This window comes from Acinetobacter sp. T_3_1 (assembly GCF_025377055.1).
GTDB classification, from domain to species: Bacteria; Pseudomonadota; Gammaproteobacteria; order Pseudomonadales; family Moraxellaceae; genus Acinetobacter; species Acinetobacter kookii.
Map to the genome: position 1 here is coordinate 321,972 of NZ_JACHVD010000001.1, position 14,689 is coordinate 336,660.

Annotated in this window: 13 protein-coding genes and 1 riboswitch; of the genes, 5 read left to right on the forward strand and 8 right to left on the reverse strand. The window is 44.1% G+C overall.

What is annotated here, in order from left to right; all coding sequences use genetic code 11:
- Positions 1 to 3 precede the first annotated feature (3 nt).
- From H4I94_RS01365 to H4I94_RS01395, 7 genes are all read right to left on the reverse strand, one after another.
- Complete coding sequence (locus tag H4I94_RS01365) at positions 4 to 237, reverse strand: zinc ribbon domain-containing protein (RefSeq protein WP_261181127.1); 234 nt, start codon at positions 235 to 237, stop codon at positions 4 to 6.
- 55 nt (positions 238 to 292) lie between these two features.
- Positions 293 to 1,225, reverse strand: coding sequence for a tRNA glutamyl-Q(34) synthetase GluQRS (gluQRS, locus tag H4I94_RS01370; RefSeq protein WP_261181128.1), 933 nt, complete (start codon positions 1,223 to 1,225; stop codon positions 293 to 295).
- 2 nt (positions 1,226 to 1,227) lie between these two features.
- On the reverse strand, positions 1,228 to 1,755 hold the full coding sequence (gene dksA, locus H4I94_RS01375; RefSeq protein WP_092819193.1) for an RNA polymerase-binding protein DksA: 528 nt from the start codon (positions 1,753 to 1,755) through the stop codon (positions 1,228 to 1,230).
- 209 nt (positions 1,756 to 1,964) lie between these two features.
- Positions 1,965 to 2,774, reverse strand: coding sequence for a 3',5'-cyclic-AMP phosphodiesterase (gene cpdA / locus H4I94_RS01380; protein ID WP_261181129.1), 810 nt, complete (start codon positions 2,772 to 2,774; stop codon positions 1,965 to 1,967).
- Positions 2,775 to 2,784: 10 nt separating this feature from the next.
- Positions 2,785 to 3,405, reverse strand: a complete 621-nt coding sequence (locus H4I94_RS01385) for an NUDIX domain-containing protein (protein ID WP_131272973.1) — start codon at positions 3,403 to 3,405, stop codon at positions 2,785 to 2,787.
- A gap of 77 nt (positions 3,406 to 3,482) precedes the next feature.
- Positions 3,483 to 5,378, reverse strand: a complete 1,896-nt coding sequence (thiC, locus tag H4I94_RS01390; RefSeq protein ID WP_261181130.1) for a phosphomethylpyrimidine synthase ThiC — start codon at positions 5,376 to 5,378, stop codon at positions 3,483 to 3,485.
- 111 nt (positions 5,379 to 5,489) lie between these two features.
- A riboswitch (TPP riboswitch) is annotated at positions 5,490 to 5,622 on the reverse strand.
- A gap of 88 nt (positions 5,623 to 5,710) precedes the next feature.
- Positions 5,711 to 6,778, reverse strand: a complete 1,068-nt coding sequence (locus tag H4I94_RS01395) for a hypothetical protein (RefSeq protein ID WP_409976730.1) — start codon at positions 6,776 to 6,778, stop codon at positions 5,711 to 5,713.
- Between the two features lie 277 nt (positions 6,779 to 7,055).
- Between H4I94_RS01395 and H4I94_RS01400 the strand changes: the two genes are divergently transcribed.
- The 4 genes from H4I94_RS01400 to H4I94_RS01415 all read left to right on the forward strand — a co-directional run bounded on the left by H4I94_RS01400 (position 7,056) and on the right by H4I94_RS01415 (position 11,896).
- Entirely contained in the window at positions 7,056 to 8,408 is a 1,353-nt protein-coding gene (locus H4I94_RS01400) for a TolC family outer membrane protein (RefSeq protein WP_261181132.1), read from the forward strand.
- 94 nt (positions 8,409 to 8,502) lie between these two features.
- Positions 8,503 to 9,219 (forward strand): phosphate signaling complex protein PhoU, encoded by a 717-nt coding sequence (gene phoU / locus H4I94_RS01405; RefSeq protein ID WP_092819188.1) that lies wholly within the window; start codon positions 8,503 to 8,505, stop codon positions 9,217 to 9,219.
- Positions 9,220 to 9,605: 386 nt separating this feature from the next.
- Complete coding sequence (locus tag H4I94_RS01410; protein WP_261181133.1) at positions 9,606 to 10,943, forward strand: glycosyltransferase; 1,338 nt, start codon at positions 9,606 to 9,608, stop codon at positions 10,941 to 10,943.
- Positions 10,940 to 11,896, forward strand: a complete 957-nt coding sequence (locus H4I94_RS01415; RefSeq protein ID WP_261181134.1) for a hypothetical protein — start codon at positions 10,940 to 10,942, stop codon at positions 11,894 to 11,896. Before H4I94_RS01410 ends, H4I94_RS01415 begins: the two co-directional genes overlap by 4 nt.
- Positions 11,897 to 12,025: 129 nt before the next feature.
- Here H4I94_RS01415 and H4I94_RS01420 read toward each other — a convergent pair whose 3' ends face one another.
- Positions 12,026 to 13,828: an ABC transporter ATP-binding protein gene (locus H4I94_RS01420; protein ID WP_261181135.1), complete on the reverse strand. Its 1,803-nt coding sequence runs from the start codon at positions 13,826 to 13,828 to the stop codon at positions 12,026 to 12,028.
- Positions 13,829 to 13,975: 147 nt separating this feature from the next.
- On the opposite strand from H4I94_RS01420, the gene H4I94_RS01425 reads away from it, so the two are divergent.
- Positions 13,976 to 14,608, forward strand: coding sequence for an alpha-ketoglutarate-dependent dioxygenase AlkB family protein (locus H4I94_RS01425; protein ID WP_261181136.1), 633 nt, complete (start codon positions 13,976 to 13,978; stop codon positions 14,606 to 14,608).
- Positions 14,609 to 14,689: the final 81 nt, after the last annotated feature.

The following is a 14,689-nucleotide window of genomic DNA, read 5'->3' on the forward strand; positions in this document are numbered from 1 at the left end:
CGATCAGTCTGGCTGAGCATGGTTTAACACTGTGCTCGGCATTTCCGTTCCACAATGTAAGCATTTCACAAATTCTCCTTTTGCCTTGGACAGGGGAATCAGCGGGATAAAAAATAAAGAAAAATAATTGCGTTGCTGTTTCAATTCATAAGCACTTCGGGTTCTGCATACCGGACATAAAAACTGACTTTTCTCGACCACTTTGGTTTTAGGACCAATGCCAAATATAAAAAACATTTTGAGTCTGCCATTGTCTGCTGTAGGTATTTTTAGCTTAACGATAATCCGAGGTTTATAAATAGCTGCCGTGTAGCTCAGTTGTATGTGGAATGAAGTCTGTATTCCACTGGGCAATGGCCTGTTTCAGCATATGTTCCGGTAGGTCTAAATCGACTTCCGGCTGGTGCAAGGCGCGAATGGCTTGTTGCAATAATTCGGGAGCACGCTTGAGATCGAGTGCTTGGGCCAGATTCTGTTTAGAGAGTTTCTGTCCCTGAGCGTTCATTGCTAAAGGCAGATGCATATATTCAAGTTGCGGATAACCCAGCAGCGAACCGAGCCAGATTTGCCTTTCGGTATTATCCAGCAGGTCGGCACCGCGAACCACATGGGTCATGCCTTGCAGATAATCATCGACCACCACTGCCAGCTGGTAATTGATAATGCCATCACGGCGCTTCAACACAAAATCACCCAGGTCGTGTTGCAGATTGGAACAATGGGTTCCTTGCAGGCGATCGGTGAAACAAATGGTCTGATCTGATACTTTCAGACGAATGGCCTGCTGCTCGAAAGGCAGGTTTAAATCGCGGCAGGTTCCGACGTAGATATGATTGGAGCCGAGCATTTTACGGGTGCACTGGCAGGCATAGACCCAGCCTTTCTGATGCAGCTGTTCTATGACAGATTCATAAATATCGAGGCGATCTTTCTGGAAAATGATCTCGGCATCGGGCTCAAACTGGAACGCATCGATTGAGCGCAGGATATGTTCTTCACTACCGGGATAAATGCGCGGAATGTCGGTATCTTCAATCCGGACCAGCCATTGACCCTGATGGGCACGGGCATCGCAATAACTGGCCACCGCTGTAATGAGTGAACCAAAATGCAAAGGGCCGGTTGGCGATGGCGCAAACCGGCCTGAGTAGCGAATCAGCGAAACATCGTTTCGCCGCTGCGCAAGAGCTGAGCTGTGCTCGGCTGGAGAATTCTCAACAGTCACAATTAACCGTTATTTTGCTTCTCTTTGATTTCTGCCAGGGTTTTGCAGTCAATACAAAGGGTAGCCGTTGGACGTGCTTCAAGACGACGCAGGCCAATTTCAATACCACATGTTTCACAGAAACCGTAATCGTCGTTTTTAATCGCTTCGATAGATTGCTCAATCTTGCGGATCAGCTTGCGTTCACGGTCACGGGTACGGAGTTCGATGGCAAACTCTTCTTCTTGTGTGGCACGGTCATTCACGTCAGGCAATGCGGTATTTTCGTCTTGCATGGTGTTTAGGGTGCGGTCTACTTCAGACATCAACTCTGCTTTCCATGCCATCAAGATCTGGCGGAAATGCTCAAGCTGTCCTTCAGACATGTATTCTTCATTTTTTTTAGGCTGATAAGGTGCAATACCAAATAAGCTAGCAGTAGAACCACTTTCTGACGCTTTTGGCTTTGTTTTACGCACGCGTTTGGTAGATTTTTCATCTACAACATCAGTTTGTTCGTCCAAGACTTGATTTTGGTTGTCATTCGCCATATAGGGCATTCCTCATCATATGCGTACTATCTATACGCAAAAAATATGGTGATATGCAAGTGTTTTTATCCAACCCTAAGGAGATTTTCCTTCGAGGGTCGTCATCATATAGACTTTTTGTGCTTTTTGATAGTCTTTGATGCTTGGATTCTATCGATCATGCTTCCTTCAGAAGCCATAAAGTAATAGAAAAAAAGCAAAATGAAAAGTTAATAACCTGAAATTTCACCATTAATTTGTTGTCGTGCTGTTTGGACTCGGTGAATTTGGGTTTCAAGTTCACCATTGGCTTTTAAATGCAGGACACGAAAACCCGGCATTTCATTATCCAGGGCAAAATCTTCACTGAAAGGTTTGAACTGAACACAGGTGGATGGCGTAGAAAAAAACCGGATGTGCTGCCATTCATGACAGGAATCCTGATGTACGTGACCAAAAATAACTGCCTTGACATTGCTGTGCTTGGCCAGAATGTCGGTCAGGTTTTCAGTGTTTTTCAGCATATGCTGATCGATCCATTTGGATTGCATTGCAAAAGGATGATGATGGCATGCCACGATCACGGATTGCTGTTGCAGTTTTGCTAAAAGTATATCCAGTTGTTGCAATTGCTCTTGTTCAATCCAGCCGTCTATTCTGTCGGGTACAGCACTGTTTAACAGCACAAAGCTCCATCTGCCAAAATGAATGGCCTGCACCTCGTCCTTATTTTGGTAAAAAGGGAAGAGATCAATATTGTCATGATTGCCCGGAATTTGATAAAACGGGATTCCTAGCCGCTGCATGAAAGACAGATAACGGCTATAGGTTTCTGCAACCGGGACTTGAGCCAGGTCACCCGTATTGATAATGGCATCGACATTTGGATATTGCTGTCGAATTTGCTGCATAACCGATTGAAAGCTGTGTTCTGGATTCATGTGCACAAATTCTAAATCTTCCTGATTCATCAAATGTGTGTCTGAAATTTGAATAATGGTCCAGTCTTGCTGATCTTCGTTGTGCTGGTATAAAGTCATGTCCGACTCCTTAGACATTCCTTGTTGTTTTAATATGTTGTTGCAGCCATTGCAAGGCCATTATGACCGGTGCATTCTTTAAGCGACCATTACACAGTAAGGTGGCTATTTCACTATAATCAATGATATGCAGTTGAATGTTTTCTCCTTCATCCGGCATGCCGAATATGCCACCGTGTTCAGGAAGATGCGCTTCAGCACTGTATAAATGGAACAATTCGGCACAGGCCCCAGCCGAAGGATAAAAGCTGAATAAAAGCTGCAACTGATCAATCTCACAGCCTGATTCTTCCAGGCTCTCACGACGTATACAGCTTTCCGGCGATTCATCTCCATCGAGTACACCGGCAATCACTTCCAGTTGCCAGGGAGATTCTGGATCATCCATTGCACCGACACGGAATTGTTCAATCAGGGCAAATTTCTGCTGGGCATCATCATAAATCAGTACACCTGCCGCTTCAGGGCGGTGAATCAGTTCACGCTGCATGACCGGAGTGAATTCGCTCTGGTTAAATAAACGATGGCAGAGATTGACTTTTTCAACCTGAATGAAGCCACGAAAAAGATATTCACGGGACTGAATTTTGACTTGGTCGCGGTTATATGTCGCTTGTTTAATAATGTTCATATAGCTCAGTCAGGATGAAAAGCATACATTCATCCTAACTGAGAATTTTATGAAAATAAAAGATTTTTTTTTAAGAATTACAGCTTGTGGTACAATTTTTGACCATGTTCATGGTAGCTGGTTTTCATGGCATTCAAACCTGCTTCAATCTCTGTATCCTGTTCTTGGCGCTGTCCCTCGTTGCTTTGATTTTTCGCATAATCCCTCACATTTTGAGTGATTTTCATCGAACAGAATTTAGGACCGCACATGGAACAGAAATGCGCAGATTTGTGTGCTTCCTTCGGCATGGTTTCATCATGCATGCTACGTGCCGTATCCGGGTCCAGACTCAAATTGAACTGATCTTCCCAGCGGAATTCGAAACGCGCTTTCGATAGGGCATTATCACGCACCTGCGAACCCGGATGGCCTTTGGCCAGATCGGCAGCATGGGCTGCAATTTTATAGGTGATGATGCCGTCTTTGACATCTTTCTTGTTCGGTAAGCCCAAATGCTCTTTTGGCGTGACATAGCACAGCATGGCGGTACCATACCAGCCAATCATGGCAGCGCCAATCGCTGAAGTAATATGGTCATATCCCGGAGCAATATCGGTGGTTAAAGGCCCTAGGGTATAGAAAGGCGCCTCTTTACAGACTTCCAGTTGCAAGTCCATATTCTCTTTGACCATGTGCATCGGTACATGCCCCGGACCTTCAATCATCACCTGTACATCATGCTCCCAGGCACGATGGGTCAGTTCGCCCAAGGTACGCAGTTCACTAAACTGTGCTTCGTCATTGGCATCCTGAATACAGCCTGGACGTAAGCCATCCCCCAGGCTGAAGGACACATCGTAGGCCTTCATGATCTCGCAGATCTCATCAAAATGCGTATACAGGAAGTTTTCCTGATGATGCGCCAGACACCACTGTGCCATGATAGAGCCGCCGCGAGAAACAATTCCGGTTAAGCGATTGGCCGTCAGTGGTACATATCTTAAAAGCACGCCGGCATGAATGGTGAAATAGTCCACGCCTTGTTCTGCCTGTTCAATCAGGGTGTCTTTAAAGATTTCCCAGGTCAGGTCTTCGGCTACACCATCAACTTTTTCCAGTGCCTGATAAATAGGAACCGTCCCAATTGGAACAGGAGAGTTGCGGATAATCCATTCACGGGTTTCATGAATATTTTTGCCGGTCGACAAATCCATAATGGTGTCTGCACCCCAGCGGGTTGCCCAGGTCATTTTCGCCACTTCTTCATCAATGCTGGAACCGAGCGCGGAGTTGCCAATGTTGGCATTGATTTTCACCAGGAAATTACGCCCGATAATCATCGGCTCAATTTCAGGATGGTTAATATTGGCCGGAATAATGGCGCGGCCTTCCGCTACTTCCTGACGCACAAATTCAGGGGTAATTTCAGTCAGGTTTTTGGCCCCGAAGTTTTGCCCCGCATGCTGGCGTGCATCCACACCTTCCTGCTGGCGCTGGTTTTCACGAATGGCGATATATTCCATTTCCGGGGTAATGATGCCCTGACGTGCATAATGCATCTGGGTCACATTTTTGCCCGCTTTGGCACGGCGCGGTTTTTGAATATGGGCAAAGCGGATATCTGCCGTGCGAATATCTTTCAGGCGTTCCTGTCCAAAAGCAGAGCTCAGGGTATCTAAACGTTCCGTATCCTGACGTTCCTCAATCCATGTTTCACGCACATTGGGCAAACCTTTATTCAGGTCAATGGCCACGTTCGGGTCGGTATAAACGCCTGACGTGTCATAGACCATAATGGCCGGATTGTGTTCGCCACCCAGACCGGTTGGGGTCTCGGTCAGGGAAATTTCACGCATGGGAACCTGAATGTCGCTACGCGAACCTTGAATGTAGACTTTTCTGGAAGCGGGTAAAATTCGGGTGAGATCTTTGGCATCTTGCTCATGTTGAGCGGAAATATCTGTTGCAGAGCGATTCGTTAATTGGTCCATTGCGGTGATCCTTGTGAAATGACATCAACGAATCAAGCACGACCAAAAACGTGGCTGTTTCATCCAGGTAAATTGATTATAAAAATCTACATGAACAAATTGAAGGCTTAGGTTTTTTGATGGCTTGATTCCTACGCAGGTCTTAACCTGATCAGGTTCAACGGTACTCACCATCAAATGCCATAGCTGCATATAGAATTTAGGTGATCTCAGCAAGTTATTACTCGCGCTCCGTCAAGCTATGCGTCATCTTAACATGCCGAACCACAAAAAAACATTCACATAAAATATCGCTTTTGCCTGGGGTATTGATCAGGGAGAGCGACCCAGGCTTAAAGACAAACCGCATCACTAAAACAGTCGCGCGGGTTGGAAAGGCTTAGATTTTGTAGACCTAAATATTCATCTAACTGTTTGAGTGCAAGCTGCTTTTCAGACATCGACTGTTGTTCTTTAGGGCTGAGCTGGACTGGAATTTCTTTTAAACGCTGCTGTTCAGATAATTGCAGAAATTGCAGAAACTTGTTCGCTTGAACGGCTAAATGTGAATTTTTGACCTGGGCTAATTTTTCAATTTCATCCAACGAACTACTTTGGATGGCATATTGATCCAGATAAGTATCCGAGACAGGTGAATCACTCATGCCTTTAAATAAAAACAGGGTATACATCTGTAAAAGATACTCAGCATCTTTGCGATAGCTGCTCTTTGGATATTGATTTAAATAATCTTCCCAAAATAAAGCTCGGGACACAATTTCGTGCGGTTCAATAATTAGGATTTGATCTGAAAATACCGGTAGCATATTTTGGCTAGCCAAATTTTCGATAAAGACCTGTTCGGCTTGCGGCATATAAGGTGCAAAAATTCTGGCTAAATATTCGGGGCTACGGCGATAATTAATCTGGCCTTTACCGCGATCATATAACTCTATATAGGCTTGCCCTTTATGTTTTAATAGATATTGATCACGTAAATTCAGTTGTTCAAAATGGTGTTGTTGAATGGTCGGATGCTGCGATAAATCAAAAGCATATGCTTCAAAAGCGACTTGTTGTGACGCGGTTCTATCCACGCTGAGAAAGCTGTCGTACATTTGATTGGACAGTTTTAATAAATGTTGTTGTTCCGCTAATGTCGACAGCGGCAAGCATAACTTGAGATCCTGATTAATCTGTTCCAGTGCAAAAGTGGTGCGTTCGGCATTAATGGCCAGCATGTTTTTTTCAAGATTTTTGCATAATAACGTTAAATCTACCGTTTCATCTTGTTGTGATTGTTTTTGTACCTGTTCTGGGATAGGTTGAGGCTCGGGTTTTTGACACCCGATGAGAAGGATAAAAATAAACAAAGGAAAGCATTGCTTAACAGAAAAATTTGTTTTTAAAGGCACAGTCATTCTATATCGGGTATATGCGGCAATGATTTGTAGGGTATGCGGGTATTGTATAACCGAAAAAGTCTTTGTTTTTGTAGTGTTGTGGAGGGTTTTGGTTACGCGCTGTGATGATGGACAAGTTCGATGAAGGCCGATGGATCACGCATGTACGGAAGGTAAAAATTAATAAAAATCATACGGAAAATTGAGAAGATCATTTTAATATTGCATAGTTTTTATTATAAATATGCGTGTCTATGGATGGTCGCGGGTCGCTAGTAGGGATTTACTATAAAAAATGGATATTAAAATAGTCATTGGTGCATGTGCGTTGTTGTTCAGCTCATGGAGTCATGCTTTAGATTTGGTGGAAGCCTATCAGCGGGCAAAAAACAGCGATCCCAATTGGCAAGCCAATCTTTTACAGTATGAAGCAGATCAACTCAATTTGGGCATTGCCAAAGGGAATTTACTGCCAACGGTGACTATTTCTGGAAATGTGGCGCGTAAAAGCCAGCAGACCAGTGACAGCACTATTCCGGGTTTTCCTTCCGATGCATTTGCGGCTTCATCGTCCAATACTCGACAAATTGCCATTACTGCACGCCAGCCGATCTTCCGCTGGGATGCCTGGGAAGGTTTAAAACAGGTCAAAACGTCCGTCAGCCTGAGTGAAATCACTTTACAATTGCAGCGCCAGGAACACATTTTAAATGTTTCTGAAAGTTATTTTAATGTATTGCGTCAGCAGAGTTTAACCGTAGCCAATCTTCAGGAAGAAAAAGCTCTGTTCGAACAGCTGAATGTCATGAATGCCAAACTGAAAGAAGGCCTGGTGGCAAAAAGCGATGTCAGTGAGGCCAATGCACAATATGAAAGTGCCCGGGCCAACCGAATTGCCACGCATGTGCAACTGGTTTTGGCACAGGAACAACTGTCCCAGTTAATCGGACCCTATCAAGAAAGTCTAGCCGTACTCCGGGACGATTTTCAATTTCAGAAGCCTTATCCAGCAGATCTGGATGCCTGGACAGCGCAGGCACTCAGCCAGAATCTTTCTGTTCAGCAGGCACGCATACAGCAGCATTATGCAGAAGACCAGAAGCGGGTAGAAAAAGCCGCCTTATATCCACAAATTGAGGCGGTAGGGACGTATGGTTATATCAAGCAGTCCCCGCAAAATGTGGTGTCCAGCGATGGCAAGTTTGACCAGATTGGCGTAGAGATGAACTGGAACGTTTATACCGGGGGCAGAACACAGAAATCCATTCAAAAAGCCGCGGTGAACGTGAAAAAAAGCGAATCTCAACTGGATGCTGCGATTCGCAAGGCCAATACCGATGTGAAAAAATCTTATATGCAGGTAGAAACCGATCAAGCCAAATTGCAGGCACGAAAAGCTGCCATGGATTCCTCGGAAGTGGTTTCCCGGGCCTCTCAGGCACAATATCAGGAAGGCTTAAAAACCATGGTCGATGTGCTGCTGGCCCAACGCAATGCTTTTTCTGCCAAACAGGATTATTTAAACGCAAAATATGATTATTTGATTAATGTGCTGCGTTTAAAAGCATCGGTCGGTAAATTGACCGAAAAAGACCTTGAAGAAATGAATGCCTGGCTGGTTGACAAGTCGTTCAAGCCGGCCGGCTAATCTTGCAGTTTTTGTCATAAAAACTTCATAGTTGATATGCTTTAATATTGAACTCAATCATTCATTTTAAAATCGCTGTTGTGGAGTACGTCCCTTGCCAAATAATCCGGTGTTAAATCACCATATTTCTTCGCAATTTAATGAAGATTTGCAAGATGTAAATACCAAATTCATGACCATGGGGGGGCTGGTCGAACAGCAAGTGGCCAACAGTATTCATGCCTTGTTGGATACCGATGCCACTTTAGCGATTGAGGTGCAATTTCAGGACAATGTGGTCAATCGTATGGAAACCGAGATTGATGAAGCCTTGACCCTGATTCTGGCACGCCGTCATCCTGCTGCAATTGATTTGCGTATGGTCATTGCCATGTCCAAGGCCAATACTGACCTGGAACGTATTGGTGATGAAGCGGCAAAAATTGCCCGTATTGCACAAAATTTATGTGAAGAGGGCAGTTCACCGCGTGGTTATATGGAAACCCGTCATATTGGCAATCAGGTTCGGGTGATGATTCATGACGCCCTGGATGCCTTTGCCCGTCTGGATGTCGATCAGGCTTTGCGTGTGCTGCTGGCCGATGCCGATATTGACCGTGAATACCAGTCTGCGACCCGTACTTTAATGACGTATATGATTGAAGATCCGCGGCATATTTCCCGGGTCATCAATGTGATGTGGGTGCTGCGTTCTCTGGAACGGATTGGCGACCATGCCCGCAATATTTCTGAACAAGTCATTTATATGGTCAAGGGTTTAGATGTACGCCATACTAGCGTAGAAGAGATTGAACAAAAAGTTCAGCGTTAATTACTAGAATAATTAAATAAAAAGCCTGCAATTTGCAGGCTTTTTTGTTTCAAAAATTTCTTTATCAGCAGGGGGCTTAATAACTCCCTAGCTTAAAAATCTTTATTAATAGAGTGTATAGAAAACAATAACTTGAAATAGGCAATACAAATTATCTTAAAAAAGTGTGACTTATTTATCAAAAAATATACAAAGTGATATATTATTATACAAAATGCAGGTTGTTTTTAATAGAAAGCAAAATTTGCTCTTGGCGAAATAATGATTTCATGGGTATCTAAAACTCCCTATAGGCACCTAAAGTCATGATCTGTTGTAACACTTCCGGACTTTACTAAAAATAATTCTGCACAAATTTTATTGGGTGAAATATTTAGAGAATATTCATGATCATTGATGAAAGTAAAAGAGAAGCTTCTCAAATTTACTTTTCTGTGCAGTTAAAGTTTATTGTCGCTCTCATCGGTGCCTGTTTTTGGACAGTCTTTTCCATATGGATTGCCCAGAACTGGATGTATGATCTCAGCCGACATATAGGCCATTTTGCAGCTGTTTTCCTGATTTATGGCATTGCCATTATTCCGGGATTCATGAATGCATTTGCGGCTTTAAGCTTGATGATGGATCGAAGACCCAAAAGACAGCCATTGTCTACTTATCCGGGTATTACCATGCTGGTCGCTGCTTATAATGAAGCCGCCTCAATACAAGATACTTTAGTGAGTATTGGTCTCCAAAAATACCCGGGTCCCCTGCAAGTCATTGTGATTAATGACGGTTCTCAGGATGAAACCGCAGCCATTGTCCGAAAGGCACAGCAAAAATATCCCTGGCTGACTTTACTTGATTTAAAGAAAAATGCAGGTAAGGCGCATGCATTAAATGAAGGTCTGAAACTTGCGGAACATGACTTGGTGATTACCGTAGATGCCGATTCTTATTTACATCGAGTCGCATTAATCAATATTGTCGAACGTTATAAGGCCGATCCACCCAACACACGTGCGGTCGCGGGCAAGATTCTGGTGCGCAACTCGCGTGAGAATTTGCTGACCAAAACTCAGGAATGGGACTATTTTCTGGGGATTGCGGCGACCAAGCGTATGCAGTCCCTGTATCAGGGGACCCTGGTGGCTCAAGGGGCTTTCTCTATTTATGACCGCAATGCCTTGATTGAGGTCGGTGGATGGCCCGAATGTGTCGGTGAAGATATTGTACTCACCTGGGCCTTGTTGAAGGCCGGCTATCGTGTGGGGCATTGTGAGGATGCCTGTATGTTTACCAATGCGCCCACAACACTTAAAGTGTTTATTAAACAGCGTCAGCGTTGGGCACGTGGCATGATTGAAGCCTTTATCAAACATCCCACCATTTTAATCAAACCGAGATTATCCACGTTTTTTATTTACTGGAACCTGGTTTTCCCCTGGTTAGATATTGCTTTTACCTTTGGCTTCATACCCGGAATCATTCTGGCCTGTTTTGGACATTACTGGATTGTGGGTATTATGACCCTGGCATTGTTACCTATGGCATTTTTGCTCGGCTTATTAAATTACTCGATTGAACGCAGAATGTTTGAGGATCTCGAACTCAAGGTACGGAAAAACTTCAGTGGCTTTTTGCTGTATGTACTCATGTATAGTTTCTTGCTACAGCCTGCCAGTATTTTAGGGTATCTGGATGAATTATTAAGAACACGAAAAACATGGGGAACAAAATGAAAAACACAAAAATTACCATCTATATGCTTGTTCCTTTGCTTATCAGCATCACGACACCCAGCCTGGCAAGCGAATTAGAGCAAGAGCAGGCCCCAAGTGAACGTGCGGCCGGAACGGAATTCTTTTTCAGTGATGATAGCGAAGGCTTCCAGACCCGTAAATTATCAGCTGAATTTTTGCCTCGATATGAAGATGCTGACCATTATTTAGGTGTCCGGGGAAGTGCTTATCAGTATAGGGCGGATGAATGGCAGCGAGATGGCCAGAAAATTTCATTTATTGGACGTCACATTGAATCCGCTACAGCGAATGGCTGGGCAGTGGAAGCAGGGGTATTTAACCAAGGGGATCATACCTTGTTTACCTTTGATGGCAGTTACCGTACAGCGCTTGCAGAAAAAACTGCATTAGAGCTTTTTGCCAATCGTGACTGGGTTGAAACCCAAGCCGCCCTCGATGCTGGAACGAATTTTACCTTTGTGGGTGCTGCACTGGATCAGGGAATCGGTGAGCATGTCACCCTCGTTGGTGTTGCAGGGACACAATTCTTCTCAGATGATAACCGCCGTGATCATGGCCGTCTTCGATTGATCTATCAGCCTTCACTGGACTTGGGACTGACGCTTCAGGCGCGATATCGCACCTACCGGAGTACTGAAGAAGATGTGGGCAGGCAATATTTCAACCCTCAGGATTATGAAGAATCGATGCTGGCCCTCGGTTGGCGTCAGCGTTTTGCCGGATGGTCAGCAGGTTTAACGGCAGGCTTTGGGCGTGAAAAAATCAATCAGGAATCAAGCCAATCTACCCGATTATTTGAACTGAACCTGCAAAGCCCTGTTCACGGGTCACAGTTTCTTCGTATGAATGCCGGTTACAACCGCAGTGCTTCTTTCTACGGTCCAGATTACAATTATCGCTATATCAAAGGGGAATGGATTATGCGTTTTTAATCCAGGCCCAGGATATGAATTTCATCGATTTATCAGCTTCCCTTGTTCTGACTAGCGGAAAGTTATTTTTGGAGAAGACCTTTCCATAGGGATCATACTGGAGATGAAAAGGCTTTTCGTCTTAGGTATTTAGCTATGGGTTTCTTCCTCGGCATCTTCTTCAAAGGTCTTGGCAATCTTTTCAATATTCAGGCTTTTGGCCATCGCATCAAAAATTTGCTTATACACCCCGTCCTGATGGTAGAGCGCCTCATGTTCGCCGTGCTCGGCAATATGACCTTCTTTCATCACATAGGTGTAATCGGCATCAATAATCTGTGATAAACTATGCGAAATAATAATGACGGTACGGCCTTGCTTGATTTGGTCCAGACTGTGCTTGATTTGCTCCGAGGCAATCGCATCCAGACTGGCCGTGGGTTCATCCAGAAAAATAATCGGCGGATTTTTCAGGAACATGCGGGCAAGCGCAATGCGCTGCTGCTGTCCACCGGAAAGCTGCAAGGCATCTGCATCATAGCCTTGCGGAAGCTGTAAAATCTGTTCATGGATAGACGCTTTTTTGGCAGCATCCATCACTTGTTCCAGACTTGCATCGGTCTTGCCATAACGGATATTTTCAAAAATACTTCCCTGAAAAATATGGTTTTTTTGTAGCACCAAACCAATGTGATCGCGCAGATATTGGGTATCGAACTGTTCCATATGGATACCATCCAGTTTGATCTGTCCAGAAGCTGGCTGGTAAAATTTATCCAGTAAACTGATCAGCGTGGATTTTCCTGCGCCGGACAATCCCACCAAGGCGGTGATTTTATTCGGCTGAATCAGCATGTTGATATTTTTTAAAGCATGGTGACTATTGGGATAATAAAACTCGACATTTTCCAGTTCAAATAGTCCATGAATGGCGGGCTTTAGAGTGCCGCTTGGCTCAATTTCATGATCGGCTTCCAGAATCCTGAAAAAGCTTTCCGAATAAATCATGGCATCATTCACTTCATCATAAATGCGATGCAACGAGCGAATCGGGGCAGAAACATTGTTGAATAGCAGCACATGATACATGATCATGCCGATACTCATTTGCCCATCCAGCACAAAATAAGCGGTCAGGATAATAATCAGCACGATGCCAATCTGTTCAATAAAGGTCTTTAAGCCATCAAACAAAAAACTGGTTTGTCGGGTCTGCATCTGATTCTGGGTCAGTTCTTTTTGTAATTTAAGCTGTTTGTCTGACTCGATGGACTCGCGGTTAAAGGATTTAATGACGGTAATCGAGTTAATAATACTTAAGATTCCCTGGCTCTTTTTCTCGCGGCCATCACGTAAATTACGCCGCCACCCGCCGAGTTTTTGTGCCTGTTTATAGGTCAGCCAGAAGTAAATGGGCACAATACACAGCGCAACCAGACCGACATAGGCATTGGCATAAAACATCAGGCCTAATGCCACAATTGCGCTGCTAAATAACGGTAAAATATCAATAAAAAAGATCTGAACCAGCCGGGTGAGGGAGCCAATCCCGCGGTCAATCCGGGTTTGCAATTTACCGGCCTGGTTATTGTCTGCATTAAAAAAAGCCAGCCGATAAGTCAGGAATTTTTCAATAATGCCTTGAGCCAAGTCCTGTGAAACAAAAATACGCAGCTTTTCACCATAAAATTTTTGTCCAAACTGCACCAAGGCATTGATGACTTCCTTAGCCAATAAAATGGCAGAGATGGTGAGCAGAATATGCCAGCCCTCAGCCAGTCCCAATCCGGATTCAATCAGCCGGTTAATGCTGTCGACTGCATAGCGTAAAGTAAGTGCATTGACCTGAGCCGTGAAGGAGCCAATCAGGGTTAAAATTAGGGTGGCGACGACCAGTAAGCGATAAGGCTGGACAAAAGGGCGAAGTTTTTGAAATAAGTGCCATATATTCATATGCAATTTTTTATTTTCAATTTTGATTTGAGTCTAAGCCCGATCTTCCCCTGTCACAAGCGCATACAATGTTTTGAATTGTGAACAGAAATCATCCGCTAAAATAAAGTGAATTTTACATTTATTTTAGACGATGCATTTTTGCCGATGAACTTTGAATTGTTTGAGCCAGAAGCCCGAGCCAATCTGTTACCTTGTGATGGGGTGGTAGAAGACTTTGGCCTGATTTTGACGGCTGGGCAGAGCGAGCAATATTTGCAGTATTTTTTAACTCATCTGGCCTGGCAGCATGATGAAGTGGTGCTGTATGGGCAACATTATAAAACGGCACGCAAAGTGGCCTGGTATGGCGATGAAAATTACCAATATCATTATTCAGGCACATTCAAGCAGGCCCATGTCTGGACTCCCGGATTATTTCGTTTAAAGCAACACATTGAAAAGTTGGTCGGCCATTCTTTTAATTCCTGCCTTGCCAATTTATATGAAAATGGCAGTCAAGCTGTGGGCTGGCATAGCGATGACGAGCCGGCATTATATTCTGAGGCAGATCGGGAAACCGTAATTGCCTCCTTAAGTTTCGGGGCTACCCGAAAATTCAGTTTTAAGCACAAGCAAAAGCCAGACAAAGTCGATCTGCTGTTACAGCATGGACAATTGATTGTGATGCGTGGCAAGACCCAGCAGTACTGGAAGCATACTTTAAGAAAATCGGTGAAAATTATTGAGCCACGGGTAAACCTGACTTTCCGTTATTTTTATCCGCATCAGAAGCAGTAGGGTATTGGAAATAAGCGCATAAAAAAGCCCATCTTGTAATGAGCTTTTTTAACTTGAGGAGAGTTTTTAAGATCGCATCAC

Bases quoted from the DNA above. Each gene is read 5' to 3' on its own strand.
- H4I94_RS01425 (WP_261181136.1), top strand. From the start codon at position 13,976: ATGAACTTTGAATTGTTTGAGCCAGAAGCCCGAGCCAATCTGTTACCT.
- H4I94_RS01395 (WP_409976730.1), bottom strand. From the start codon at position 6,778: ATGACTGTGCCTTTAAAAACAAATTTTTCTGTTAAGCAATGCTTTCCT.
- H4I94_RS01420 (WP_261181135.1), bottom strand. From the start codon at position 13,828: ATGAATATATGGCACTTATTTCAAAAACTTCGCCCTTTTGTCCAGCCT.
- dksA (WP_092819193.1), bottom strand. From the start codon at position 1,755: ATGGCGAATGACAACCAAAATCAAGTCTTGGACGAACAAACTGATGTT.
- H4I94_RS01385 (WP_131272973.1), bottom strand. From the start codon at position 3,405: ATGAACATTATTAAACAAGCGACATATAACCGCGACCAAGTCAAAATT.
- H4I94_RS01400 (WP_261181132.1), top strand. From the start codon at position 7,056: ATGGATATTAAAATAGTCATTGGTGCATGTGCGTTGTTGTTCAGCTCA.
- H4I94_RS01415 (WP_261181134.1), top strand. From the start codon at position 10,940: ATGAAAAACACAAAAATTACCATCTATATGCTTGTTCCTTTGCTTATC.
- H4I94_RS01410 (WP_261181133.1), top strand. From the start codon at position 9,606: ATGATCATTGATGAAAGTAAAAGAGAAGCTTCTCAAATTTACTTTTCT.
- H4I94_RS01365 (WP_261181127.1), bottom strand. From the start codon at position 237: ATGTTTTTTATATTTGGCATTGGTCCTAAAACCAAAGTGGTCGAGAAA.
- thiC (WP_261181130.1), bottom strand. From the start codon at position 5,378: ATGGACCAATTAACGAATCGCTCTGCAACAGATATTTCCGCTCAACAT.
- cpdA (WP_261181129.1), bottom strand. From the start codon at position 2,774: ATGACTTTATACCAGCACAACGAAGATCAGCAAGACTGGACCATTATT.